Raw genomic sequence first — 25940 nt, 5'->3', positions numbered from 1 at the left:
CATGTGATGGTTGAGGCTGCTGAAATGACGCGCGCGGACTTCCCGCTGGAAATCAGCGATCCCGAGCGCATTCCCACGGCACGTTATTATGACGCGGATTTCTATCGCCGCGAATGCGAGGAGCTGTGGCCCCATGTCTGGCAGATGGCCTGCCGCGTGGAGCAGGTGCCGGAGGTCGGCGACTGGATCGAATATAGCAACCTGGGCAAATCCGTCATCATCGTGCGGACCAAGGACGGCATTCGCGCCTATCATAATGCCTGCCGCCATCGCGGCGTGCCGCTGACCGAGGGCAGCCACGGCAATTGCAAGGGCAAGGGCTTCATCTGTCCCTTCCATGGCTGGCGCTGGAATATCGAGGGCAAGAACACCTTCGTCTATGGCCGGCACATGTTCAGTGAGCATCAGCTGGACGAACAGGATCTGGCGCTGCGCCCCTGCCGCACCGAGATCGAGATGGGCTGCGTCTTCATCAATTTCGACGATGAGGCGCCCTCGCTGCGCGAACAGCTCGGTCCGCTCGCGATCGGACTGGAAGCCTATAATGCGGACAAGATGCGCGCCGAATGGTGTTTCGGCACCGTCCTGCCAGCCAATTGGAAGATCGCGATGGAAGCCTTCATGGAAGGCTATCATGTCATGCGCACCCATCCGCAGCTGCAGCAGAAGGTGCCGATCCTCTATAACATGATGTATGGCATGGACACCGGCGGGATCGGCGTGCCGATCAATCCCAACCGGTCGATGAAGGAGAATATCGAGGACCAGGTCGAGCATATGCAGTTGCTGAGCGACGGCATGGCGGGCATGTGCCATGCCAAGGATGTCGCTGTCGCCCGCACCCTGATCGATGTGGAACTGCCCGAAGATCCGGGCCAGGCGATCATGCAATGGTTCGGCATGGTCAATCATTTCGTGACCCAGGCCGGGCAGGCGCGGGGCGAGCCGACGCCTGACCTCAACAAGATCGCGGTCGAGACCCCGGTCAAGTCGGTCGAATTCATCTTCCCCAATTATTTCCTGCTGCCCTTCCTTTCCAGCATGGCGGCTTATCGCATCCGCCCGCTCGGCCCGGAAAGCTGCATGTTCGAGCTGTGGTCGCTGACCCATTTCCCCGAAGGGCAGGAGCCGCCGGTGGTGATGGAGCCGGTGATGCTGCCCTATGATAGCGACCAGTTCCCGATGATCCCGCGCCAGGATTATTCCAACATCCCGATCCAGCAGAAGGGGATGCATGCCGAAGGGTTCGACTTCATGCGCCTGTCCAAGGATATCGAGGGGCTGATCAGCAATTATCAGCGCATCATCGACGGCTATCTGAACGGCGTGTCGCCCGACAAGCTGGTCGCAGGCACGCAAAAGCTGGCCGGCAATTTCGACGGGCCGATCGTCGACCTGGGCTTCTGACCACATAGGGAGGCGCGGCGATGCACAAGCTGGTCATCCTGCTCAAGCGCCGCGCCGACCTGACACCGGAACAGTTCCGGGCCTATTATGAAGGGCAGCATGCGCCGCTGTGCATGCGCTATATGGTCGGCGTCAGCCATTATGCGCGCCGCTATATCGGCCCTGGGCCGGGCATGCCGGACCTGCCCTTCGACGTCATCACCGAGGTGTGGATCAAGGATCGCGCGGCGTTCGACATGGTGCTGGACGCGATGGGCAAGGGCATCCTGCCCGACGACGTGATCGCCGACGAGGAACAATTGTTCGACCGCGCCCAGTCGCGCTTCTGCGCCATGCTGGCCGAACATGAGACGCATATTCCGGAGACATGAAGGGACGACAGGCATGAAATTCGCGTTCGGCATGCCCCGGCTGATCGAGCTGAAGGCGACGATGCAGCCCTGGGAATTGTCGGTCACGGGGGCGGACCAGACGCGGCTGGCGAAGCTGGCCGATGATCTGGGCTATGACATGATCAGCGTGCCGGAACATTTCCTGATCCCGCGCGCCCATGTCGACCTGTCGGGGCCGCATCATTTCCATGCCTATGCGGCGATGGGCTATTATGCCGGCGCCACCAGCCGCATCCGCATCAACAGCTCGATCGCGATCCTGCCGCTGCAGCATCCCGCGATCACCGCCAAGGCGCTGTCGACGATCGACTGGCTGTCGGGTGGCCGGGCGATGGTGACCTTCGGCGCGGGCTGGCTGGAGCAGGAGTTCGACCTGCTCGGCGTTCCCTTCCACCAGCGCGGGCGGATGTGCGACGAATATCTCGCCGCGATCGTCGAGCTGTGGACCAGCGACGATCCGCAGTTCGAGGGCGAGTTCGTCTCTTTCCGCGATGTCGCCTTTGCCCCGCGCCCGGTGCAGCAACCGCATCTGCCGATCTGGATGGGCGGCGAGGCCGACGCCGTGCTTAGGCGCGCCGCGCGCCATGCCAGCGGCTGGTGGCCCTATCTGACCAAGCCCGAGGATATCCCGGCGAAGATCGACTTCATCAAGTCGCAGCCGGGCTATGACGGCCGGCCGTTCGACGTGATGTATGGCTTTGCCACCAGTCGGGTCGGTGAGGGCCACGCCGTGGTCGACGATCCGCGCGCCCGGCCGGGCATGACCGCGCCGGAGATCATCGACCGGCTCGGCTGGTTCGGGACGCTGGGCGTCACCATGAGTTCGGTGCCGATCCCGGCGGTGCGCAGCATCAGCGAATATGAGGATTATGCCCGCTGGGTGATCGAGGAGATCAAGCCCAGGCTGGGCTAACCCCAGAGCGCGTCGGCGGCGGCGAGCGCCTGGCCGCCGCGTCCACCCAGATCGCCGATCAGCGCCTTGAGGCGATAGGTCCACAGGTGCAACGGATGTTCCAGCGTCATGCCCATGGCGCCGAGGAACTGGTGGAAATCATAGACGCTGGTGCGCGCCGATTCCTGGGCATGGAGCGCGGCCAGCGCAGCGTCCCCGGCATCGAGCGTCGAGGCCGCCTTCATCGCCAGCCAGTAGAGGCCATTGGCGCGCACCTGCGCTTCGGCCAGACGATGGCGCAGCGCCTGGAAGGTGGCGAGGGGCCGGCCGAACTGCTGGCGGTCGGTGACATAGGTGGCCGTGCTGTCCAGCGCGGCGGCGAGCAGGCCCGCCGCCTCCGCCGCCAGCGCCACGCGCCAGCGGGTGCGGATATCGTCGGCCGACACGCTATGGTCGGTGCGGTCGTCCGGCTGGGCGATCAGGTTGCCCATCGGATAGGCATAAAGCGCTTCCGGTTCGGCCCGGACATGCTCGGGGCCCGCGACGAAGCTGCGCACGCGATCCGGTCCGACCAGCAGCACCGTCGCGCCCGGCGCAAGGAAGCGGACAGGGCGATGGGTCTTGTCTTCCTCCACCAGGCAGAGCGGGCGCGGCGTCGCATCGCCCAGCAGCGGACGGATGAGGGCGCTGGCCGCTGCCTCCACCGTCTGCGGCAGGCGCGCCAGCCGCTCGACCACCAGCGCGGCGCTGATCGCGCCGAGGTCGGGATCGAAGCCGATGTCGAGGAAGCCGCCCTCCGCCAGGTCGCGGTCGAGCGCCTCGCTGGTCAGGGCAAACCCGGCCTCATGCAGCGTCGCGCCGGCATAGGGCCGGGTCAGCGTGTCGATCGCGTCGAGAATCGCGATCTGGTCGTCGGTCAGGGACAGGTTCATCAGCGCGGCTCCCGCGGCAGTTTGAGCACATCGCTGGCGATGATGTTGAGCTGGATTTCCGCCGCGCCGGCGGCGATCCCCGCGACGATCCCGCGCTGATGATGCATTTTGAGATAGGGGTGGGCGTCGGCCAGCGCCTGCGGCAGATATTCGACGATGAATTCGCATACCCGCCGTTCGGCCATCACCGTGGCGAAACGGGCGGAGCTGGATTCGGCGCCGATCGCCTCGCCCCGGCAGCGGCGGTCGACGATCGCGTAGCTCGCCATCCGCGCGGCTTCGCACAGGGCGGCGGCATGGGCCGCCTCGATCCGCACCGCCTCGCCGGCAAATTCGCCCTGGGCCTGCAACAGCGTTACCGCCCGGTCGAGCGCGGCACGGGCGAGGGCATAGCGGGGAATGCCGAGCCGTTCATTGGTCAGCGAATAGCCGATAATCTCCCAGGCCTGGCCTTCCTCGCCCAGCCGCGCCTCCACCGGCACGACGACATCGTCGAAGAACACCTCATGAATGTCGCCTTCGCCGATCAGCGAGGGGATTTGCCGCACGGTGATGCCGGGCGTGTCCATCGGCACCAGCAGGATGGAAATGCCCTGCTTGCGATCGTCGCTGGTGCGGCAGACCAGGAAGCAGGTGTCGGCCAGACCCGCATAGCTGGTCCAGATCTTCTGCCCCGACACGCGATAGACGTCGCCGTCGCGGGTCGCGCGGGTGCGCAGCGAGGCGAGGTCGGAGCCGGAACCGGGTTCGGAAAAGCCCTGGCACCAGAGCGCGCGGCCGCCGGTGATGGCGGGCAGATAGCGCGCCTTCTGCGCGTCCGAGCCGTAGCGGATCAGCGTCGGCCCGACCCAGTTGACGTTCATATATTGGCCGCCGCGCGGTTCGCCGGCGATCCACATTTCCTCGGCCAATATGGTCTGGTGCCAGGGATCGAGCCCCTGGCCACCAATCTCCCTGGCCCAGTGCGGGGTCAGCAGCCCTTCGTCGGCGAGGCGCCCGCAAAAGGTACGGGCATAGTCGGTCAGCGCCGGCGAGGCCGGGCCATGCTGCGAGAAACGCTCCCAATCCTCCGGCAGCGTCGCGGCGAGAAAATCGCGCAACCGCTGGCGAAAAGCCTCTTCATCCTGCGTCCATTCAAAATTCATTGGTCCACGCATCCCCTGCCCAACAGGGATGCGATACTTAAGAGCAGCGCGCCGCGACAGGGCGGCGGGCAAGAGAACGCCCCGGTGATGGGCGCGGGCAGACCCTTGCCGCGCTCCGCCGGCTTGGGCAGCTTTCCGTCATGAGTGAGAGCGATTTCAGGGCAGTGGCATGCTATGACGACGTGCCGCTGGGGAAAACCAAGGCGGTGACCATTGATGGTCGCGCGCTGTTGCTGTGCAATAGCGACGGACAGATTCACGCCATCGCCGCGCTCTGCTCGCATGCCGACGAACCGCTCGCCTGCGGCCGCATCCGCCTGGGCTGGATCGCCTGCCCGGCGCATGGCGCGCGTTTCGACCTGGAGACCGGCGAGCCGCTGACCGGCCCGGCGAGCGAACCGATCGCCACCTATCCCGTCCGCATCGTCGACGGCATCATCGAGGTGGCGATCTAGCGCCATTTCCCTTCTCGTCATCCTGACGGAGGTCAGGATCCATTCAGCGCTACGGTTGAGAGCGAGCGCTGAATGGATCCCGGATCAAGTCCGGGATGACGGAGGGGGTGGTTGCGTCGTTGCGTGTCCGATCGAAGGAAGGGCTTACCAGCCATCGCCTTGGGGATATCGCCGCCCGCCATCTTGCGGGGGGCGGCGCAATTGGGCCTAGCGTCGGGCATGAGAGGAACCGGAACGGGATGGAGGGGCAGGCTTTGACCGATGCGCTCGACGGGCTGCGGCAGGAAGTGCGCCAGTGGCTGGCCGACAATGCGCCGCAGGGCTGGCGCGACCGCAGCAGCAGCGAGTCCGCCTTCCTGCAGATCCAGCGCGACTGGTTCGCGAAGCTGGTCCAGGGAGGCTATGCCGTGCCGCACTGGCCGGCCCAATGGCCGGGCGGCGGCCGCAGTCTCGCCGAACAGAAGATCCTCTATGAGGAACTGGCGCGCGCCGATACGCCTCGGCTGCTATTGTCCTTCATGTCGACCTATCATGCCGCCTGCACCCTGTTCGAATGGGCGAGCGAGGAGCAGCAGGCGCTGCTGATCCCACGCATCCTGGCCGGTGAAATCTGGTGCCAGGGTTTTTCCGAGCCCAATGCCGGATCGGACCTGGCCAATGTCCGCACCCGCGCCGAGCGGGTCGGCGACACATATGTGGTGAACGGTCAGAAGCTCTGGTCGACCATGGGCCAGTTCGCCGACAAATGCCTGCTGCTGGTGCGCACCAGCAATGACGGGCCGAAACAGGCGGGCCTCACCTATCTGCTGCTCGACCTCAAGGCACCGGGCGTCACCGCGCGGCCGATCCACCAGATTCACGGTGACGAGGAATTTGCCGAGCTGTTCCTCGACAATGTCGAGATTCCCGTGAGCGATCGGCTGGGCGAAGAGGGGCAGGGCTGGGCCGTCGCGCAATCCACCCTCTCCTCCGAACGCGGCCTGACCCTGCTGGAACTGAGCGCCCGGCTGCGTGGCGCCCTGTGGCGGCTGGCCGATCTGATCCGGGCACAGGGCCGGCAGGAAGATAGCGGCATAGTCCGCGACTTCGGCCGGCTGAGCGCCAAGGTAGATGCCACCTGCGCCGTCGCCGACCAGTTCCTCGCCAACCGCATCGCCGGGATCGAGCGGGTCGGCGACGCGTCGATCGTCAAACTGTCCTATTCGCGCACGCTGCGGGACTTCACCGCGCTCGGGCTGCGGCTGGGCGGCATCGACGCGCAATATCACAGCCCGATCACCTTTGGTGGCGGTATGGAGACCGGCAACTGGATGGCCGATTTCATGAACAGCTATGCCTGGACCATCGCCGGCGGCAGCGACGAGGTGCAACGCAATATCATCGCGGAACGGCTGGTCGGCATGCCGCGCGAACCCAAGAGCTGGACGCTGAAGGAGGGCGCGGCATGAACATGACCCGCGCGGAAGTGCAGGACGCCGCCGACAAGGCCTTCGGCCAGAGCGATCTGGCCCCGGATGCGGCGCAGAGCTGGGCGCTGATCGCCGAGATGGGCTGGCTGATGATGGGCGTGCCGGAGGAACTGGGCGGCCTGGGCCTCGGCCGCGAGGCGGCGGGCGTCATCCATCAGGGCGTGGGCAAGGTGCTGGTGCCCGGCCCCGTGCTGGCGCAGATGCTGACGATCGAGGCGCTGGCGGCGGCCAATGACCTGCCCGAGCGCGACGCGCTGATCGCCGATGCCATGGCCGGCGAGGTGATGACCGCATCGCTGGCAGGCGGGCTGGATGGCGCCGATCGCCTGACATGCGTGCCCGATGCCGATACTGCCAGCCATGTTTTGCACGTTACAGCCGATCGGGTGGCGCTGGTGCCGGCGGAGCAGTTTGTCGTCACCTATCGCATCGGGTGGGACAAGAGTCGGCGCCTGTTCGATGTTACGGTCGAAGGGCCGGGCCTTACGCTGGCAGAGGGGGATGCCGCCTGCGCGCTGGCCGATCGGATCGAGGCGCTGCGCCTCTTCTGCCTGGCGGGCGACAGCCTGGGCGGCGCGGAGGCGGCGCTGGCGATGACCGTCGCCTATCTGGAAACCCGGCAACAGTTCGACCGGCCACTGGCGCTGTTCCAGGCGCTCAAGCATCGCGTCGCCGACATGCGAACGCAACTGACCGCCGCCGACGCCCTGTTCTGGAGCCGGGCGCAGCAGGCCGATACCGATATCATCGCACTGGGCGCGCTCAAGGCGCTGGCCTGCGCCGTCTATCGGCTGGTCGCGGAAGAGGCGATCCAGCTTCATGGCGGCATTGGCCTCACCATGGAGCATCCCTGCCACCTGTTCCTGAAGCGGGCGATGCTTAATTGCGCGCTCGGCGGCGACGCGGATCATTGGGACGAACAAACGGGCAGGGCGGCGCTGGCAGCGGCGGTCTGACACCATGACGGGAGAGAAGATGATGCGCCGATCGATTGCCCTCTGCATGACAGCCCTGTCACTGGCCCTGGTCGCGACAGCGGGGACCGGCGCCGACGCTCAGCCGAGCAGCGCCCCGACCACCGCAGCCGAAGACCCGCTCTTCACCCAGCCCTATATCGATATCGACGAATGGCGTGATGCGCCGGTGCGGCACCGCTATGTGCATGGCGGATTCAAGGGGACGGAGACACGCTTCTCCTTCTATTTTCCCGACAAGAAGCAGTATCAGGGCCGCTTCTTCCAGCATATCACGCCGGTTCCCGATGACGAGAATCTGGCGCAGAAGCTGACGGACGGCGAGGAAGATTATATCGGCTTCGCGATCGCGTCGGGCGGCTATTATGTCGAGACCAATGGCGGCGGCCGCGACCAGGTGGGCATGCCGGGCAAGCCCAACGACTTCACCATCGCCGCCTATCGCGCCAATGCCGCATCGGCCCGCTATTCGCGCGTCGTCGCGCAGCAGATGTACGGCGGCAAGCGTCCCTATGGCTATGCCTTTGGCGGCAGCGGCGGCGGCTTCCGCACGGTCGGGTCGATCGAGAATACGACCGGCGTGTGGGACGGTGTCGTTCCCTATGTGCTGGGATCGCCGATGGCGCCGCCCAACATGTTCTCCGTGCGGATGCGTGCGATGCGGGTGCTCAACGACAAGTTCCCGCAGATATTGGATGCGGTGGAGCCGGGCGGCAGTGGCGATCCCTATGCCGGGCTGACGCCGCAGCAGGCGTCGGTGCTGCGCGAGGTGACGGCGATGGGTTTCCCGACACCCAGCTGGTTCGGCTGGAAGACGATGGGCATCCATGGCTTTGCCGCCCTTTATGGCGGGATGGTGATGGCGGACGCCGGCTATTTCACTGATTTCTGGACCAAGCCGGGCTATCTCGGCCATGATGATCCCAAGAGTTTTGCGGGCTATCGGTTGCAGCATGAGGCGACCGTCGCCGCGCCGATCAGCGCGGCGCAGGCGGCCGAACTGAAGCTTGACACGCGCATCACCGACGGCGCTGCCAATGTCGACAATGCCTTTGCTGCGCTGCAGGGCCGGGCGGCGCAGCGCATCGTCGCCTTCCGCCTGTCCAGCCCGCCGCCCGCCACCTATTTCGTCGGCGGCGACCTGATTATCGGGTCGGGCGCGGCACAGGGCAAGCGGCTGACGATCAACCGCATCGCCGGCGATGTCGTGATCCTGGGCGTGGTGGATGATGCCACCGTCGACCTGTTGAAGACCGGCGATCAGGTGCGCGTCGACAACAGCAATTTCCTCGCCGCCGAAACCTATCACTGGCATCAGGTGCCGCCGGCCGATGCCGGCTATCCGGTTTGGGACCAGTTTCGCGGGGCCGATGGCAAGCCGCTCTATCCCCAGCGCCCCTTCCTGCTGGGGCCGCTCTTTACCGCCGCGACCACCGGCAAGCCGATGGGCCAGCCGCCGATGACCGGCCAGTTCCAGGGCAAGATGATCCTGGTCGAAAATCTGTGGGATCGCGAGGCCATGCCCTGGCAGGGCGACTGGTATCGCCAGCGGGTGATCGCCGCGCAGGGCGCGGGTGCCGACCAGAATTTCCGCATCTGGTTCACCGACCATGCGCTGCACGGAGACAGCAGCCATCAGGAAGACCCGACCCGCACGGTCAGCTATCTGGGCGTGCTGGAACAGGCGCTGCGCGACCTGTCCGCCTGGGTGGAAAAGGGCGCTACGCCGCCGGCCAACACCGCCTATCGCATCGACAATGGCCAGGTGATCGTGCCGGCCGATGCGGCCGCGCGCGGTGGCATCCAGCCGGTCGCCAGCGTCACCGCCAATGGCGGCGCGAAGGCGGTGGTGAAACCCGGCACGGCCGTCACCTTCCGCGCAACCATCAGCGTGCCGCCGGGCACCGGCCGGATCGTGTCGGCGGAATGGGATTTCGACGGCAGTGGCGCCTTTGCCGAGAAGGCCAAGCTACCTGGCGGTTCTGGGAATAGCCTGACACTGACGACGCGCCACATCTTCGCTGTCCCCGGCACCTATTTCCCCGCGCTGCGCATCGCGTCGGAGCGCAAGGGTGATGCGGCCACCCCCTATGCCCGCATCCAGAATCTCGGCCGGGTGCGGGTAATGGTGGAGTAAATCGGCACCGCTGCCGTCGGGGGACCATGGCGGCACGAGGGGCACGTGATTTCGATGGGGCATCGTGCGGGTCATGACCGCATATGAAACTAAGTCGCAATTGCATTCATGTTGCAGATGCGTAATAGGCTGGGCTTTCGGATGGCAGCCAACGGAGCCCAGGTGACCAAGCGCATATTGTTCCAGATCCACTGGTTCCTGGGGATTACCGCCGGCCTGGTGCTGGCGCTGATGGGCGTGACCGGCGCGACCATTAGCTTCGAGGACGAGATCAGCGAGGCGCTGTCGCCGCGCCTCTATGCGCCCGGCGTGCCCTCCAGACCGGACCTGTCGCCCGACCAGTTGATCGCCAGGGTGCAGGCCGACAATCCGGGCTATTATATCGCGCGGCTGGACTGGGAAATGGCGCGCGACCGGTCGCACAGCGTGCGCCTGTCGTCGAGCGAAGGGCGCGGCCGCAAGCAGGGGCAGGTCGATCGGGCTACCGGCGCCTGGCTGGGCGCGCCGGCGGGCGAGGGCTTTTTCCATCTGATGGATGACCTGCATCGCTGGCTGGCGCTGCCGGGCGGCGGCAATGGCATCGGCCGGCAGATCACTGCCTTCAGCGCGATTGCGCTGATCTTCTTCGCTCTGTCCGGCCTCTATCTGCGCTGGCCGCGCCAAGCGCTGGACTGGCGTGCCTGGCTGGTGCTCGACCTGCGCAAGACCGGGCGCAACCTGTGGCGCGCGCTGCATGTCGTGATCGGCACCTGGGTGCTGCTCTTCTATCTGCTGAGTGCGCTCACCGGCCTGTGGTGGAGCTATGACTGGTATCGGCAGGGGGTGATCTACAGCCTGACCGGCAAGGCGCCGGGCGAGGAAGGCCGGCGGTCGGAAAAGCGCGAGGGGATCGCGCCGCGACCGTCGATCGATCCGGCCTGGACCGCCTTCCGCCGCGCCACCGGCCATGACTATGTCTGGGTGCGCATCACCCAGCCGGCGCCGTCGCAGCCGATGAAGACGATCAGCTTCGACGCCCGGCCCGAAGGCGCGCGCCATCTGCGCCAGACCGACAAATATAGCTATGATCCGGCCAGCTATGCGCTGGAGAAGCGCGACCTCTATGATCGCCGGCCGCTGGGCGTGATCATCACCCAGAGCGTCTATGAGCTGCACCGCGGCGCCTTTTTCGGGCTGCCCGGCCGGATCATCATGATGCTGACCAGCCTCACCATGCCGCTGTTCACGGTGACGGGCTTCCTGCTCTATCTCTCGCGCCGCAAGCGCAAGCAGGCGGCGCGGGCGCTGGCCGGCGATGTCGCGGCGGTTGCGGGTGGCGACATGGGCGGCGGCGACCTGCTGATCGTCTATGCCAGCCAGACCGGGACGGCCGAGATTCGCGCGCGCAACGCGGCGCAGGCGCTGGCCCATGGCGGGGTGCGGGCACAGGTGGTGCCGGTCGGCCGGCTGACCCGTGACATGCTGGCGGGGGCGCAGCGCATCCTGTTCGTTGTTTCGACCTATGGCGAGGGCGAGCCGCCGGACATGGCGCGCGGCTTTGCCAGCCGCCTGCTGCGCGGCGGCGCGATCGATCTTGGCCATCTCCATTATGGCGTGCTGGCGATCGGCGACCGGGAATATCCCGATTTCTGCGCCTTCGGCATCGCGGTCGACGGCTGGATGGCGGGGGCGCGCGCGCAGCGGCTCTTCCCGCTGATCGCCATGGGGCATGAAGATGAAGCGGCGGAGCGGGCCTGGCATGATGCGCTGCATGATCTGGGCGCGGGCGAGGGCGATCGGGGCCAGACGGTGATCCCGTTCACGCCGTGGCGGCTGGTGGCGCGCCATGCGCTCAATCCCGGCAGCCCGGCGCTGACCGCCTATCATCTGCAGTTCGAGCCGGTCGGCACGGATGTGCCCGAATGGCAGGCAGGCGATATCGTAGAACTGCACCCGTGCAATGCGCCCGAGGCGGTCGAGGCGCTGCTGGCCAGCCAGGCGCCCGAGGGCGACCTGATCGCGGCGCCGGCGGCGTTGCGGGCGGAACTGGCGCGGGCGATGCTGCCCGACGCCGGAACCCCGCTCACCATGGCCGCGGCGCGCGCGCTGCGCCCCCTGCCGGCGCGCGAATATTCGGCGGCGTCGATCATGGCCGATGGCGTGCTGGACCTGGTGGTGCGGCAGGTGCGCGATGGGGACGGGCGGCTGGGCATCGGCTCGGGCTGGCTGACCGCGCATATGGTGCCGGGCAAGACGACGATGATGCGGGTGCGGCCCAATCCGGGCTTCCGCACCGATCCGGCGGCGCGCGGTGCGATGATCCTGATCGGCAATGGCACCGGCATTGCCGGGCTGCGCGCCCACCTCCGCGCGGCCGCCCATGACGGGATTGGCGGCCACTGGCTGCTGTTCGGCGAGCGCAGCCGGGCGTATGAGCGCTATTTCGATGCGGAACTGTCGGCCTGGCTGGCGGACGGCACGCTGGCACGGCTGGACCGCAGCTTCTCGCGCGATGCGGATTGCGGCCGCTATGTCCAGCATCTGCTGGCGGACGCCGGCGCGGAATTGCGCGAACGGATCGGCCAGGGCGCGACCATCCTGGTCTGCGGCAGCCTGGAAGGGATGGCGCAGAGCGTCCATGAGGCGTTGATCGCGATCCTGGGCGAGGCGGCGCTCAACGATCTGGCCGAGGCCGGCCGCTACAAGCGCGACGTTTATTAAGGGCGGATTGGCGAAGTCTGGGAGGTCCGGAAGCAAGTTGAGGCGGACCTTGACGACTGACGACCAAGTGCGGCGGTAAAATCCTCCCCTGCAAGGGGAGGGGGACCACGAAGTGGTGGAGGGGTGTCGCCCTATCGAGAGGGCGACACCCCTCCGTCTGGCCTACGGCCAGCCACCTCCCCTTACAGAGGAGGATGGCCTAGAACGACCGCTTGTTGCCCATTACCCCGGCAATTGATTTGCCAAAAAGCGGACCTTGCATGGCCTTTCGAACGTCGGCATTTAATTGGCAATGCAAACGGTCTCATTTCAAGCCACACCAGAAGACTTGCTCGGAGCCTATAGGCTCAATTTCCGAGTGACACTCCAGTCAAAACGGGTGATCCGAGCCTATGTTGGTGGGGGTGCAACACTTGCCGCGATGGCGATGGCAGCTGCTTGGCAATGGGATATTGTTTCCGTTCCAATTGCCGCTGCAATTGGTCTTGGATACTGGATTGCGTTCCTTTCATTGATATTTTTTTCGGCCTATCTGCGGCTTCCTTGCCAAGTCAGACGAATCTTCGATCAACAGAAGTCCTTGCACGACAATACTACTGTAGAATGGTCGGAAAGTGGCGTCTCGTTTACTTCATCCCGTGGCCATTCTCAGTTCTCATGGTCAGATTTCGTGAAAATCGTGAAGGGGCAGGACACCATTATCCTTCGTCAAAGCGATGCCCTCATGAATTTTATCCCCAGCCGGGCGCTGTCACAGGAGCAATTAGATTCGTTTCCGGTGACGGTGTGAACCGCTTACTGCTCAGATAGCATCCAAGCTCAGGTCTGCTTTCTTGTATTGGTTGTCTGAAAGCAGACGATCCGCAATCCACCCAACGCCGCCCTCTGGGGCGCCAGCTCGCCTTCGTCCGGCCTCAGTCGGCCAGCATGGCGGCGAGGGTGGGGGTCATATATTCTTGGCCGCCGGTCTCGGTGCGCAGGATCAGTCGGGCGGCGAGGTTGTGGCGGGTGGCGAGGGCCATGCCGCGATCGGCGCCCAGCACGGTGATCGCGGTCGCCCAGGCGTCGGCCAGCATGGCCGATGCATGGAGCACGGTGACGGCGGCGACGCCCTCCGCAATGGGCGCGCCGGTCGCGGGATCGATGCTGTGCGACAGGCGGCGCTCGCCCTCCATCCGGTAGCGGCGATAATCGCCCGAACTGGCCATGGAAAGGCCGCAGAGCGCGACCCGAAGCGTCGGGAGGTCGAGGCCCGGCGGCACTTCGGCATCGACCCACCAGGGCTGGATATCGGGCTTCACGCCCTCGCCGCGCAACTCGCCGCCAATCTCCACCAGGAAATTGGTGAGGCCGAGGCTGCGCAGGCAGGCCGCGACCGCATCGACGGCATAGCCCTTGGCGATGCCGGAAAAATCGAGCGCAACGTCGGCGGTGCGCCGGGCGCGGTCGCCATTGAGTTCGATGCAAGTCCAGGGCGCGACGGAGGCCGTGGCGCTGCCGCCAGCGAGGGCCGGGCCGAAGCCCCAGCGGGCGACGATGCCGCCGATCGCGGGGTCGAAGGCGCCGTTCGACAGTCGGGCCATGGATAGGCCCGCGCGCAGCACGCCCATCATCGCGGGCGGCAGGCGGGTCCATTGGCCGATCGGGCTGCGGTTGAAGCGGCTGATGTCGGAGCCGGCTTCCCAATTGCTCATCTCGCCGATGACGGCGGCCAGCACGGCCTCGATATGGGCCTGGCAGTCGGCGGGCGGATCGACGATGCGGGCCGACCATGTGGTGCCCATGGTCGGTCCGCCCAAAGCGACGATAGCGCCTTGACGCTGGCGCCCGGCAAATTGCTCGGGCGACAGGTCGGGCGCTATCGCGATCCGGACGGGATTGCCGGCGGGCCGGGTCAGGGCGCCAGCACTTCGAGCGTGCTGATGTAGGAGGCGCGGTTTTGCGGCGGGCCGGCCGGCGGTGCGGGCGGTGCACCCTCCGGCTTGCCGCCCTGCGCGCCCGGACCACCAGGACCGCCGGGGCCACCTTCACGGCCGCCGCCGGTGCTGGCGTTCAGCCAATACATGCCGGGGGCGCCCCATTTGACGGCCAGCTTGCCATCCTTGTCGGTGGTAAGGTCCATCTGGCCCAGCGCATCGCGATAGCGGATGCCGCCGGGAATGACGGTGACCTTGAGGCCGGATGCCGGTTTGCCGTCGAGCAGGAACTGGAAGGTCGCGGTCTCGCCCGACACCAGGTCATTGGGATGGGTCACCGGGACCAGTTCGATGCCGACGCCGGTCGGCTTGAAGATCGTGCTGGTCGGCGCGCCCAGCGTCACGAAGATCTCGTTGCGGTTGCTCGCCTCGGCGGTCTGGACATTGGTGGCGCCGGCCGGGATCGCCTGGGCCAGATTGGCCTTGGTGGTGCCGCGCGGCAGGCGTTCCTGCTTGCCGTTGAGGGTATAGCTGCCCATCACCATGGTCGAGACATTGGCGATGCGATAGGTGCCCGGCTTGGTCAGATGCACGTCGAAGGTCGAGCGATATTTGCCGGTGGCGGCATTTTCGATCTTGCCGGTGGTGCCATCGGGCTCGGTCACGGCGATGCCGTCGGTGCGCATCGGGAAATGTTCGAAATAGAAGAGGTCGTTGGAGACCGCTGCGTCGACCGTCACCCAGCTGTCGGTGCCCGACAGGGTGGTGGAGGAGGGCAGCATCCACTGGCGGTGCGCCTGCGCCGCGCCGGAGAGCATCAGGGCGGCAAGCGCGCCCGCGATCAGATATTTGGCTTTCATGGTCTTCTTCCCCTGTTACTTGCCGAAGCTGACGCTGACGGCGCCGAGTTCGCTGCTGCCCTGTGCCTTGGCGGCGACGCCGGGCTTGGCCGGCCAGGTGAAGGGCAGGCGGAGCAGTTCGCGGCCGCCGACTTCACGGGCGGCTTCCACCACCAGCGTATATTTGCCCGGACCCAGGGCGCCGAGCGGCCCCTTGCCGGCGGTGAAGCTGATCTTCTGGTCGCCCGGCGCGCGGGTCGCGCCCGACACGCCATCGGCCGGGAAGCTCATCGTGCGGCCCGACACGCGCCACCACTGGCGAATGTCGCGCAGCCATTTGGTGCCTTCGCCCTTGGCCTTGTCGACATCATACCAGACCGCGAGCGTGCGGGGGGCGGCGCCCTCCTTCTCCAGCCAGATCGCGACATAGGGGCGATGATATTCGGCGACCGACAGGCGCGGGATATTGACCGTGACGGTCATCGTCTGCGCGGTGGCCGGCGCGGCCAGCGCACCGGTGACGCCGAGCGCAGCGCCGCCGCTCAGGAGTAGTTTGTAACGGGTCTGCATGAGGTGATCGTCCCCCTTAATGGATGAAGATGATGGCAAGCAGGGCAGGCAGGGCCAGGCCGATCGCGACCAGCGGCCAGGTGCTCGGCCGCTTGGCGGCGTGGAGTTGCAGCAGCAGCAGGCCAGTGAGGGCGAACAGGAAGCAGGCGACCGCGAAGATGTCGATGAACCATTTCCACACGGAGCCGGCATTGCGGCCCTTGTGCAGGTCATTGAGATAGCTGACCCAGCCACGGCTGGTCGCTTCGCTGGTGACCTTGCCGTCATGCCGGTCGATCGACACCCAGCCATCGCCGCCGGGACGCGGCAAAGCGAGATAGATTTCGTCCGCCGACCATTCGGCTTCGCCCGCGCCGCTCTGGCCGATTTCCTTTTCGACCCATTGGGCGATCGGGGCGGGCAGAGGTTTCTTGGCATCGGGCGCGTCATCGGCTGCGACCAGCTTGCGCAGCGGGGCGGGCAGGGCGGCGCTCTTCTCGACGGTCTGCGGCGAACCCTCGACATCGGCGGCATGGTTGAGGGTAATGCCGGTGAAAGCGAAGAGCAGCAAACCGATCAGGCTGATCGCCGAACTCACCCAATGCCAGGTATGCAGCTGCTTCAACCAGAATGCCTTGGCGCTCTTCTTTTTCTTGGGCTGGGCGCGGGCGGGAGCGTGCATCGAGGAAACGGCGAGTCCTGTGGGAAATGAGGTGGTCCGAATAACGCGAACGACTCGCAATTGCAAACCGCTCGCAACAGGAAAAATGTATCAAAATGTAAGCGGCATGGAACCGGAATGACGCGCGGGCGTCTCCGCTTGCCGCCCCCTGCTTGACCACCATACTTGACGGGGGGGGCATGCCCCCCTAGCGCAATCAGCTTGGACAGCGATATCGCGGGGATGCGATGTTTTCCGATCGGCCCTTCTCCAGGCCGTAGCTGGCCGTTGGACCCGTCCGTCAGACGGGGCCGTGACAAGGGACGAATTATGCTGCTTTCCGTTGCCGCCACTGGAATGATGCTGATGGCGGGACAGGGGGAGGTCGTGGACAGCGGCGTTCCTGTGGTGCCGGCTGCGGCCGTGGCGCCCGCGCCGGCGGAAACGCCCCAGCCGATCCCCACCGATCAGGGCCAGCCCGGTCAGGCGCCCGCGCCCGGCAGCCCCTATCCGCCGCCGGTCGTGCTGCCCACGCTCAGCCCGATCGCGGACCAGCCCAAGGAAGAGGCGCCGGTCGATCCCAATGCGATCGTCGTGACCGGTGATACCGGCCTGCGCAAGCGCGATCCCCTCGCCGAGATCAACGAACAGTCTTTCGAGGCGGTCCAGGCGGTCGACAAGGCGCTGATCGAGCCGGTGGCCAAAGCCTATAACAAGGGCCTGCCGCGCCCGGTGCGCAAGGGGCTGCGCAACTTCTTCTCGAACCTGGGCGAGCCGGTCGTGTTCGCGGCCTATATGCTGCAGTTCAAGCCGGGCAAGGCGTTCGAGACGGCGGGTCGGTTCGCGATCAACACGACGCTGGGCTTTGTCGGCCTGTTCGATGTGGCCAAACGCAAGCCGTTCAACCTGCCGTTTCGTCCCAATGGCCTGGCCAACACCCTGGGCTATTATGGCGTTGGCCCTGGCCCCTATATGTATCTGCCGCTGGTCGGCCCGACGACGCTGCGCGACATCATCGGCGACACGGTCGACAAGATGATCCTGCCCTTCGCGGTGGGCAAGCCCTTCACCCAGCCGACCGTCGTCATCCCGATGGCGGTGCTGGACCAGTTGGGCGAACGCGCGGCGTTCGACGAGCGCATCCAGTCGATCCGCTCCGACGACAATCCCTATGGCAGCTATCGCGACCTCTATCTCAACCAGCGCAAGGCGGAGATCGAGGCGCTGCATGGCCGTTATACGCCGGGCGTGACGCCGGTCTATGGTCCGGGGCTGCGGGTGCCCGGCAAGGACAAGCCGGGGACCGATGCGCCGATTGCGCCGGAGGCTGCTGCCCCGGTTGCTGCGGAGCCAGCCCCGGCCCCCGCACCGGCGCCCAAGCCGCTGATGGTGCAGCCGTTGCCCGCCGACCCGCGCTGATCGCATCGAAGGACCATGAAAAAGCGCCCGATCACTGGATCGGGCGCTTTTTTTCTGAGCGGCTGAAACCCCTTCCCTTTGCGGGGAAGGGGCGTTGGTCTCAGCGACCGAGCAGGCCGCGGGCCTGGCCGGCGATTTCCGCCAGCATCGCGACATTGGGCGACGCCGCTGCCTTGGCGCGCTGCACCAGGGCGCGGAACTGCTGAATGCGCGCGCCGCGTTCGATCAGCCATTTCTCGACATGGTCGGACACGTCCTTGCCCCCGGTTTTCAGGCCGCCCTGGGCCAGGAAGTCGAGCCGCACCTGCTGCATGTCGCGCGCGACGCCGGAGATGAGCAGGCGTTCCCACGGATCGGTCGGTTCCATGCGGGCGGCGGCCGACTGGACCCAGTCGATGCCGACGGCCTCGCCCAGATGGGTGAAGGCGCGGGTCAGCGCGATCTCGTCCATCTTCAGGCGACCGGCGAGCGCGGCGATGCCGACGGCCCCGTCCAGCTTGAACAGGCCGGCGGTCCGCACCGCCAGCGTCTCGGGCGCACCGAGCGAGAGCAGACGGTCCGTGACGGCCGTGACGCGGCGCAGCGCTTCGCTGGTCAGCAGGTCATCGACTTGGCCAGCGAGCGCCTCGACGCCCTTGGCCAGGATCGCATGGCCGGCGTCGGGCAGGGTGCCGGCGGGCACGCTGCGCAATATGTCGGCGATCTGCGCGCGCATGCCGCTCGCGATGTCGCCGAACAGGGCGAGGCGGGCGGCTTCCGACATGTCGGCCGCGTCGATATCCGCCCACAGGGTGCGGATGTCGTAGAGCCGCTCGGCGATCAGGAAGGCGCTGGCGAGGTCGGCGATCGAGCAGCCTTCCTCCTCGGCCAGTTCGAAGGGGTGGATGATGCCGAGGCGGTTTACGATGCGGTTCGCAACCTTGGTGGCGATGATCTCTTTCTTGAGCGCATGGGCCGCGATCGCATCCGCTTCCTTTTCCTGCATGGCGGCAGGGAAGGCGGCGGCGAGTTCGGCGCCCATGCTGGGATCGGTGGCGAGGTCGCCATGTTCGATCGCGTCCTGCAGCGCCAGCTTGGCAGTAGAGAGCAGCACGGCGAGTTCGGGGCGGGTGAGGCCCTGGCCATCCTGACCACGCCGCAGCAGCTGGTCATTGGCGGCCAGCCCCTCGACCTGGCGGTCGAGACGGCCGGTTTCCTCGAACGTCTCGATCAGGCGGACATAGGAGGCCAGGTCGGCCGCGCCGCCGCTTTCGGCGATCGACAGGCCGAGCGCCTGAAGCCGGTTATCCTCCAGCACGATCGCGCCGACCGCATAGGTCATGCTTTCCAGCAGGGCATTGCGCTGGTCGAAGGGCAGGCGGCCTTCCGCCATTTCCTTGTTCAGCGCGATCTTGATGTTGACCTCATTATCCGAGCAGTCGACGCCGGCACTATTGTCGATGAAGTCGGTGTTGATCCGCCCGCCATGGAGCGAGAAGGCGATCCGGCCGGCCTGCGTGGTGCCAAGGTTTGCGCCTTCGCCCACCACCTTGACGCGCAGTTGTTCGGCATTGACGCGCAGCCGGTCATTGGCCGGGTCGCCGACATCGCCATGGCTCTGCGCGGCGGCCTTTACATAGGTGCCGATGCCGCCGAACCACAGCAGGTCGTTGGGGCTCTTGAGGATGGCGGAGATGAGCGCGGTCGGCTCCATCTCGCTCTCGGTCACGCCCAGGATTTCCTGGACTTGGCGGGTGAGCGGAATCTTCTTGAGGCTCCGGGCGAACACGCCGCCGCCCTCGGAGATCAGCGACTTGTCATAATCCTCCCAGCTGGAACGGGGCAGGGCAAACATGCGATTGCGCTCTTCCCAGCTCCTGGCGGGATCGGGATTGGGGTCGAGGAAGATGTGGCGATGGTCGAAGGCGGCGACCAGCTTGATCGCCTTGCTGAGCAGCATGCCGTTGCCGAACACGTCGCCCGACATGTCGCCGCAGCCCACGACCTTGACCGGCTCGCTCTGCACATCAACGCCCATTTCGGCGAAGTGACGCTGGACGCTGATCCAGGCGCCCTTGGCGGTGATGCCCATCGCCTTGTGGTCATAGCCGTTGGAGCCGCCGCTGGCGAAGGCGTCGCCCAGCCAGAAGTCCCGCTCCAGCGCGATCGCATTGGCGACGTCGCTGAAGGTCGCGGTGCCCTTGTCGGCGGCGACCACGAAATAGGGATCGTCGCCGTCGCGCACCACCACCTGGGCGGGGTGCTTGACCTTGTTTTTCACGATATTGTCGGTGATCGACAGCAGGGTGCGGATGAAGATGCGATAGCTTTCGGTGCCTTCGGCGAACCAGGCGTCGCGATCGACCTGCGGATTGGGCAGCTGCTTGGGATAGAAGCCGCCCTTCGCGCCGGTCGGGACGATGACAGCGTTCTTGACACGTTGCGCCTTCATCAGACCCAGGATCTCGGTACGGAAATCGTCGCGGCGGTCGGACCAGCGCAGGCCGCCGCGGGCGACCGGGCCGGCGCGCAGGTGGATGCCTTCGACGCGCGGGCTGTAGACCCAGATTTCGCGCCAGGGCAGCGGCGCAGGCAGGCCGGGGACGAGGGCGCTGTCGATCTTGAACGCCAGCGCCTCGGTCGCGGCCGGCGCATAGAAGTTGGTGCGCAGCGTAGCGGTGATGACGGCGCGGATCAGGCGCAGCACGCGATCCTCGTCGATCGACGTTACCTGCTCCAGGCCGGCGTCGATCTCTGCCTGAATGGCGCTCGCCTTGTCGCTGCCATCCTGCGCGGCGGGATCATGCAGCGCTTCGAACAGGGCGATGAGGTTGCGGGCGACACTCTGTTCGCGGCGCAGCGTCTCGGCGAAGGTGGCCATGCCAAAGGCGGTGCCGGTCTGGCGCAGATAGCGGAACAGGGCGCGGAACAGCACGACCGCGCGCGGGGCGAAGCCGGCGGTGACGATCAGTTCGTTGAACCTGTCATTTTCGGCGACGCCTTCGATCACCTGGGCGATCGCTTCGGTCACCACGTCGGCGCGGTCGATCACGGCCTGGGCGTTGCCGCCGGCCGGCAGTTCGAGCACGAAGCGCTGGACATGGCCAAGCGCGCCGCCGTCGATCGGCGTCGTCATCTCGTCGATCACGCGGAAGCCGAAATTCTCGAAGGCGGGGACGACTTCGGACAGGGCGATGGCGTCATGGCTGTAGAGTTTGAGACGCAGCCGTTCGGCGCTGTCTTCGGGGTTGCGATAGATGCGGATCGACTTGTCGCCCGGACCCGACAGGCCGTGGATCAGGCGGATGTCGACCGCGGCCTCGGCCGGACCGGCGCCGTTGCGATAGGCCATGGGAAAGCCGCCGGCGAAGCGCTGGGCCAGCGCGGCGGCGCGGCCGCCTTCCTCGGTCTCGGCCAGAGCCTCCTCGACGGCGGGCAGCCAGCCGCGCACCATCTGCTTGATCTGGCGATCGAGCGCAGCGTCGTCGGGCACGACACCGCCGTCGCGCAGGTCAAGGGTGATGCGCAGCAGCGCCAGGCCGCCTTCTTCCAGCGCGATTGACCAGCTCAATACCGGGCCATTCGCCGCCTTGGCCAGCATGTCCTGGACCGCGACGCGGCGTGCGGTCGACAGTTCGTCGCGCGGCAGCCAGACAAAGGCATAGAGGTGACGGGCGAGCGCGCTGGTGGCCAGCACCAGCTTGGGACGCGGCCGGTCGGTCAGCGACATGAAGGTGAGCGCCAGATGCTCCAGCGTGTCGCGCTCGAAACCGATCAGAATGTCATGCGGCAGGGTGGTGAGCGCATGGGCCAGCGTCTTGCCGGCATGGCCGGCGGGATCGAAGCCATATTTGTCCATCAGCGCCGACAGGGCTGAACGCAGCAGCGGCACCTTCTCCGGCGAGGCGGCAAGCGCCGCGCTGGTCCACATGCCCGCATGGATCGACAGGCCGGTGATGGCCTTGCCCTCGCGCACCGGCAGGATGATGAGGTCCAGCAGCACGCCGCGATGGACGCGCGAGAGAATGTTGGACTTGATGATGAGCGGGCTGCGCTTGCCTTCCTCGAACCAGCTGAAGGCGGCTTCGCGCGAGGCGGGAGCGATCAGCGACTTGTCGCGCAGTGCGCAGATGCCGAGCCGCTCTTCCGAAGTGCCGACGCGGCTGCACAGTTCATGGCCGATCTGGGTGAAATGGCCCGCGAGGAACCAGCGCAGTAGCGCGGCGCCCTCATCATCGGTCACGGCATTGGCGTCGCTGGCCATCGCTTCCTGCATGCGCGGCCAGTCGCGCACGGCGACGCGGACGTCCGCCAGCGTGTCTTCCAGCGCCTTTTCCAGCGCGCGGCGCGCCTTAGCGTCGGCACGGTCGGCCTCGATATAGATCATCGATTCGCGGCGGGCACCTGGCGCATCATCGTCCAGGATCGCGGACAGAGAGCCGTCGGCGCCACGCGCGATCGACAGGACGGGGTGGAGCAGCCGGTGGATGCTGATATCGGCCGCCGCCAGAGTGGTGGCGATCGAATCGACCAGGAAGGGCATGTCGTCGTTGATCAGCGCGATCCGCATGAAGCGGCCGGTGGCGCCTTCGCCCAGGGTCTCGATCGCGATGCCGGGCTGGCCGGCCTTGCGCGCATTCGCGGTGCGACCGAGGAAGGCCGCAGCGGCGGCAATGGCCGCCTGATCAAATCCCTCGCTCTCGCCGGGCAGGGCGCCCTTTGCCAGGACGCCTTCCAGCGCCGCGCGAACAGTTGAATCGACTTCCTTGATATTGGGATCAGCCAGCGCCGTCATTCGCCTACCTCTTAGCCGCGGGGAAATGTCCCGCCGTTGCCGAAACGGAGGAGGCGTCGGAACACCGCCAGACGACTCCTTGTCCTAGGGGCCTCTATATGCCTCTCTCACCGGATCGTCTCAAGTATTGGTCGAAATAAAATTTCGCGCGCGTGAAATATTATGATGCAGCGCAACATGGTCGGGCCGCCCGTTACTGGCGACTGACTAGCCCGGACCGGGACATGTCCGGAGGCGGGAATGCCCCTATGCACTTGGAAAGCAGGGATGTCACGCCAAGATGGCGTGTTTGCGGCATGGCCGGGTGTCTGCGCCGATACAAGCTCTCAGTCGGCGGCGGCCAGGATCACGCGCTGGCCCAGGTCCGATCCTTCCGGCAGCGTGGCGACGATCGCCAGCGTGCCGTCCGCCTCGCGCCGGGCGACGACGACGGCCAGGCCGTCATTGTCGGTGGCGACGGCCAGCGGATCGAGCGCGGTTGCGCATTTCATCGTGTCGCGGGCGGTCTGGCGCTTGTCGGGGCGGGCGGGCATGTCCGCCCGGCGGGCGGCGCGCTCGTCGCGGACGAGGGCTTTCAGCCCGCCATCATAGCCGGCCAGATAGGCGGCGAAGCTGCCGACGGGCAGGACGGCGGTAGCGGCATGGTCCAGCGCGGTGGCATATTCGGTGATGCGCGTCTTGTCATAGGTGGCGCCGAAGACCAGCTTGATGACGGCGGTCATCGGGCTGCGCGCCTGCGCCTTGATGCCGTAATCTTCCAGCAGTTCGGCATATTCCTCGGCCGATCGGCGGGTCACCAGCGCGAAATCATAAGCGAGGCCGATCGCGCGATAGAGGGCGGCATGGCTGCGCGCCTCGCTGGTGCGGGCCTTTTCCGCGCCCTCGCGGGCGAGCGCCAGCCAGTCGGCCAGTGGCGCATCCTCGGTCGGCATTTCCATGCCGGCCAGGTCCAGCACATCATCCTCGTCCGCGCCCGGACCATCGGCCCAGATCGGCGCATCGCTGCGCGCCGGGGGATTGTGCAGCAAATTGGTGTCGACCTCGCGCTCGATCGCGACCGACAGGGCGTGGCTGGCCATTTCCTTCCAGTTGATCACGCCAAAGACGAAATCGATCGAATCGGCCTGTGCGGAAAAGGGCATCAGTATGCCGCGATAGAGAATCTCGCGCCCGCGCTGGTTGATGAACTCAGCCTCGAATCCGATCGGGGCGGCATTGGCGATGATCTGCAGATAATGATCGGTCAGGCGCGACAGCAGCGACCGTGCGGGCACATCGGCGATATGGCCGATCGGTCCCTCTATCTCGCATTCCTCGCGCAGTGCCGTGCCGAGATAGACGACGGCGGGATTCTCGATCCCCGCAGAGAAGTCGAGCAGCACGCTATAGGGGCCGAAATCGTCCAGTTGATCGGGCGAGAGATCCTCGATCGAGGGCAGGGCGCGGTCGCCCAGCAGCGACGCCCAATAATTATAGGCGCGCACCTGCATGCGCCGTTCCTCATAGCCCACGCTGAGCGGCCGATCGATCGCGGCGTCGCTTGGATATTCGAAATCGTCCTGATCGTTGGCGACGTCATGCCCCCGCAGAATGTCCATCCGGTCGGTCCTTGGAACAGAGAATAAGCGACTTTGGGCGCGACAGTGCCATGGGGATGGTAAACATGCCGTAAATTCGCGCGCAAAAGCCGACGGATGGCGGGCGTCGTCAGCCGATTGTGCGGTAAGGGCGCGGACGGCGGCAAGAAAGTGCATTTGGGCGCTTGTCCAATTGCCCGACCGCTGTTATCTGCCCGCGCCAGTGCCGCTTTAGCTCAGTTGGTAGAGCATCGCATTCGTAATGCGAGGGTCACGTGTTCGAGTCACGTAAGCGGCACCAGGAACGCCCCTCGAAAGGGGCCTAAACCCTCGAAAATCAGCCAAAAATTTGCTATGCTTGAGCATCGGCTTTCCGGTGAAGCCCCCACGCGTCCACCTGTATCCAGGTGATTTGGGGGCCCCAAATCCGGGGGCCTAAATGACATGCTTGAGTCGAGGCCCCCAGATGCTGACTGCAGTTCAGATCAAGACCCTGAAGCCCAGAGAAAAAGCCTATAAGGTCGCCGACGGCGCCGGGCTCTATCTCCTGGTCAACCCCAATGGCTCGCTGCTATGGCGGGTGAAGTTCCGCTTTCACGGCATCGAGAAGAAGATGGCGCTGGGGCGCTATCCCGACATGAGCCTGAGAGAGGCGCGCGAGAAGCGCGACGAAGCCCGGGAATATCTTGAGCAGGGCGTCGACCCTGTTGCCCACAGGAAGCAGGAGAGGCTGAAGGCCGAGGCTGCGGCCCGCACGACCTTCCGGGTCGTGGCGGACGAATTCATCGCGAAGATGGAGATCGAGGGCAAGGCTCCCGCCACGCTCAAGAAGATGCGGTGGTTTCGCGACGTGCTGGACCCCAAGATCGGCAATCGGCCCATCAAGGACATCACGGCCCATGAGTTGCTCAGGGCGCTCAAGCGGTTCGAGCAAAAAGAGCATTATGAATCTGCCACCCGCGCCCGTGCATTCTCCGGCCGCGTATTCCGTTATGCGGTGGCAACCTTACGGGCGCAGCACAACCCGGCCGACATTCTGCGCGGTGCGCTGGTCAGCCCGAAAGTAAAGCATCATGCCGCCATCCTGAAGCCGGAGAAGGTTGGCGAACTGCTGCGTGCGATCGATGGCTATGGCGGCAGGATTGAAACGCGCTTTGCTCTGCAGTTGGCCCCGCATGTCTATCTCCGTCCAGGCGAACTGCGGAAGGCAAAGTGGGACGAGATTGATTTCGAGGCGGCGATTTGGCGCGTGCCTGCCGAGCGCACGAAGATGCGCAAGCCTCATGTCTTTCCCTTGTCGAAGCAATCGCTCAATTTGCTGCAGGATCTCCGGGCTCTGGGAAACCGGGGTGACTATCTGTTTCCTGCCAACAGTAGTTGGCTCAAGCCCATCTGCGAAAATACGCTGAACATCGCCATCCGACGCATGGGCTTCACGAGCAGCGAGATGACCTCGCATGGATTCCGATCCACTGCGAGTACGCTTCTGAATGAAAGTGGGCTCTGGCATCCCGATGCAATCGAACGGTCGTTGGCGCATCGCGAGCGTGACAGCGTCCGGGCTGCTTATCATCGCGGGGCGCATTGGGACGAGCGGGTTCGCATGGCGCAGTGGTGGTCGAATTATCTCTGTCGGTTGCGGGATGGCGCGGAGGTGATCCACCCCATGTTTGGCACCTGACACTTATTGACTCCTGACTGC

At 65.8% G+C, this 25940-nt stretch carries 19 protein-coding genes and 1 tRNA gene; 12 read left to right on the top strand and 8 right to left on the bottom strand.

The genetic code is table 11. The features are described from left to right. The first annotated feature begins 24 nt into the window (after positions 1-24). From GGQ90_RS00890 to GGQ90_RS00880, 3 genes are read left to right on the top strand one after another with little or no spacing between them, the layout of a single operon-like run. Complete coding sequence (locus GGQ90_RS00890; RefSeq protein ID WP_188080557.1) at positions 25-1407, top strand: aromatic ring-hydroxylating oxygenase subunit alpha; 1383 nt, start codon at positions 25-27, stop codon at positions 1405-1407. 20 nt (positions 1408-1427) lie between these two features. After that, complete coding sequence (locus GGQ90_RS00885; protein WP_188080381.1) at positions 1428-1778, top strand: EthD domain-containing protein; 351 nt, start codon at positions 1428-1430, stop codon at positions 1776-1778. A gap of 13 nt (positions 1779-1791) precedes the next feature. Further along, complete coding sequence (locus GGQ90_RS00880; protein ID WP_188080380.1) at positions 1792-2712, top strand: TIGR03619 family F420-dependent LLM class oxidoreductase; 921 nt, start codon at positions 1792-1794, stop codon at positions 2710-2712. Here GGQ90_RS00880 and GGQ90_RS00875 read toward each other — a convergent pair. Next, on the bottom strand, positions 2709-3623 hold the full coding sequence (locus GGQ90_RS00875; RefSeq protein ID WP_188080379.1) for an acyl-CoA dehydrogenase family protein: 915 nt from the start codon (positions 3621-3623) through the stop codon (positions 2709-2711). The genes GGQ90_RS00880 and GGQ90_RS00875 overlap by 4 nt on opposite strands. Then, positions 3623-4768: an acyl-CoA dehydrogenase family protein gene (locus tag GGQ90_RS00870; protein ID WP_188080378.1), complete on the bottom strand. Its 1146-nt coding sequence runs from the start codon at positions 4766-4768 to the stop codon at positions 3623-3625. The genes GGQ90_RS00875 and GGQ90_RS00870 overlap by 1 nt, the downstream gene beginning before the upstream one ends. A gap of 140 nt (positions 4769-4908) precedes the next feature. On the opposite strand from GGQ90_RS00870, the gene GGQ90_RS00865 reads away from it, so the two are divergent. The 6 genes from GGQ90_RS00865 to GGQ90_RS00840 all read left to right on the top strand — a co-directional run bounded on the left by GGQ90_RS00865 (position 4909) and on the right by GGQ90_RS00840 (position 13293). Then, positions 4909-5223, top strand: a complete 315-nt coding sequence (locus GGQ90_RS00865) for a Rieske (2Fe-2S) protein (protein ID WP_188080377.1) — start codon at positions 4909-4911, stop codon at positions 5221-5223. A 239-nt stretch (positions 5224-5462) separates the two neighbouring features. After that, a complete protein-coding gene (locus GGQ90_RS00860) occupies positions 5463-6671 on the top strand; it encodes an acyl-CoA dehydrogenase family protein (protein WP_188080376.1) in 1209 nt (402 codons plus the stop codon). Continuing rightward, the gene (locus GGQ90_RS00855) at positions 6668-7648 is read left to right on the top strand and encodes an acyl-CoA dehydrogenase family protein (protein WP_188080375.1); all 981 of its coding nucleotides are present in this window, start codon (positions 6668-6670) and stop codon (positions 7646-7648) included. Before GGQ90_RS00860 ends, GGQ90_RS00855 begins: the two co-directional genes overlap by 4 nt. 46 nt (positions 7649-7694) lie before the next feature. After that, positions 7695-9803 carry a PKD domain-containing protein gene (locus GGQ90_RS00850; RefSeq protein ID WP_246428078.1) on the top strand — a complete coding sequence of 703 codons (2109 nt, stop codon included), beginning with the start codon at positions 7695-7697 and terminating at the stop codon, positions 9801-9803. Between the two features lie 141 nt (positions 9804-9944). After that, on the top strand, positions 9945-12503 hold the full coding sequence (locus GGQ90_RS00845) for a PepSY domain-containing protein (RefSeq protein WP_223178030.1): 2559 nt from the start codon (positions 9945-9947) through the stop codon (positions 12501-12503). 292 nt (positions 12504-12795) lie between these two features. Continuing rightward, positions 12796-13293: a YcxB family protein gene (locus GGQ90_RS00840; protein ID WP_223178028.1), complete on the top strand. Its 498-nt coding sequence runs from the start codon at positions 12796-12798 to the stop codon at positions 13291-13293. A 124-nt stretch (positions 13294-13417) separates the two neighbouring features. Here GGQ90_RS00840 and GGQ90_RS00835 read toward each other — a convergent pair whose 3' ends face one another. From GGQ90_RS00835 to GGQ90_RS00820, 4 genes are all read right to left on the bottom strand, one after another. Beyond that, positions 13418-14287: an FAD:protein FMN transferase gene (locus GGQ90_RS00835; protein WP_188080372.1), complete on the bottom strand. Its 870-nt coding sequence runs from the start codon at positions 14285-14287 to the stop codon at positions 13418-13420. Between the two features lie 110 nt (positions 14288-14397). Then, a complete protein-coding gene (locus tag GGQ90_RS00830; protein ID WP_188080371.1) occupies positions 14398-15279 on the bottom strand; it encodes a DUF4198 domain-containing protein in 882 nt (293 codons plus the stop codon). 15 nt (positions 15280-15294) lie between these two features. Continuing rightward, positions 15295-15828, bottom strand: a complete 534-nt coding sequence (locus tag GGQ90_RS00825; RefSeq protein WP_188080370.1) for a DUF2271 domain-containing protein — start codon at positions 15826-15828, stop codon at positions 15295-15297. Positions 15829-15844: 16 nt separating this feature from the next. After that, complete coding sequence (locus tag GGQ90_RS00820; RefSeq protein WP_188080369.1) at positions 15845-16489, bottom strand: PepSY-associated TM helix domain-containing protein; 645 nt, start codon at positions 16487-16489, stop codon at positions 15845-15847. A 309-nt stretch (positions 16490-16798) separates the two neighbouring features. Between GGQ90_RS00820 and GGQ90_RS00815 the strand changes: the two genes are divergently transcribed. Next, the gene (locus tag GGQ90_RS00815) at positions 16799-17887 is read left to right on the top strand and encodes an MlaA family lipoprotein (RefSeq protein WP_188080368.1); all 1089 of its coding nucleotides are present in this window, start codon (positions 16799-16801) and stop codon (positions 17885-17887) included. A gap of 100 nt (positions 17888-17987) precedes the next feature. Here the strand turns inward: GGQ90_RS00815 and GGQ90_RS00810 are convergent, their stop codons facing one another. Next, positions 17988-22661: an NAD-glutamate dehydrogenase gene (locus GGQ90_RS00810; RefSeq protein ID WP_188080367.1), complete on the bottom strand. Its 4674-nt coding sequence runs from the start codon at positions 22659-22661 to the stop codon at positions 17988-17990. Between the two features lie 326 nt (positions 22662-22987). After that, positions 22988-24259 carry a PAS domain-containing protein gene (locus GGQ90_RS00805; protein ID WP_188080366.1) on the bottom strand — a complete coding sequence of 424 codons (1272 nt, stop codon included), beginning with the start codon at positions 24257-24259 and terminating at the stop codon, positions 22988-22990. A 204-nt stretch (positions 24260-24463) separates the two neighbouring features. Here GGQ90_RS00805 and GGQ90_RS00800 point away from each other — a divergent pair. Beyond that, positions 24464-24539, top strand: a tRNA-Thr gene (locus tag GGQ90_RS00800). Positions 24540-24704: 165 nt separating this feature from the next. Further along, complete coding sequence (locus tag GGQ90_RS00795; RefSeq protein WP_185705821.1) at positions 24705-25919, top strand: tyrosine-type recombinase/integrase; 1215 nt, start codon at positions 24705-24707, stop codon at positions 25917-25919. The last annotated feature ends 21 nt before the right edge of the window (positions 25920-25940 follow it).

The organism is Sphingobium scionense (assembly GCF_014197035.1).
GTDB classification, from domain to species: domain Bacteria; phylum Pseudomonadota; class Alphaproteobacteria; order Sphingomonadales; family Sphingomonadaceae; genus Sphingobium; species Sphingobium scionense.
The sequence above is the reverse complement of the archived record's forward strand: the minus strand, read 5'-3'. Positions and strand labels throughout refer to the sequence as shown.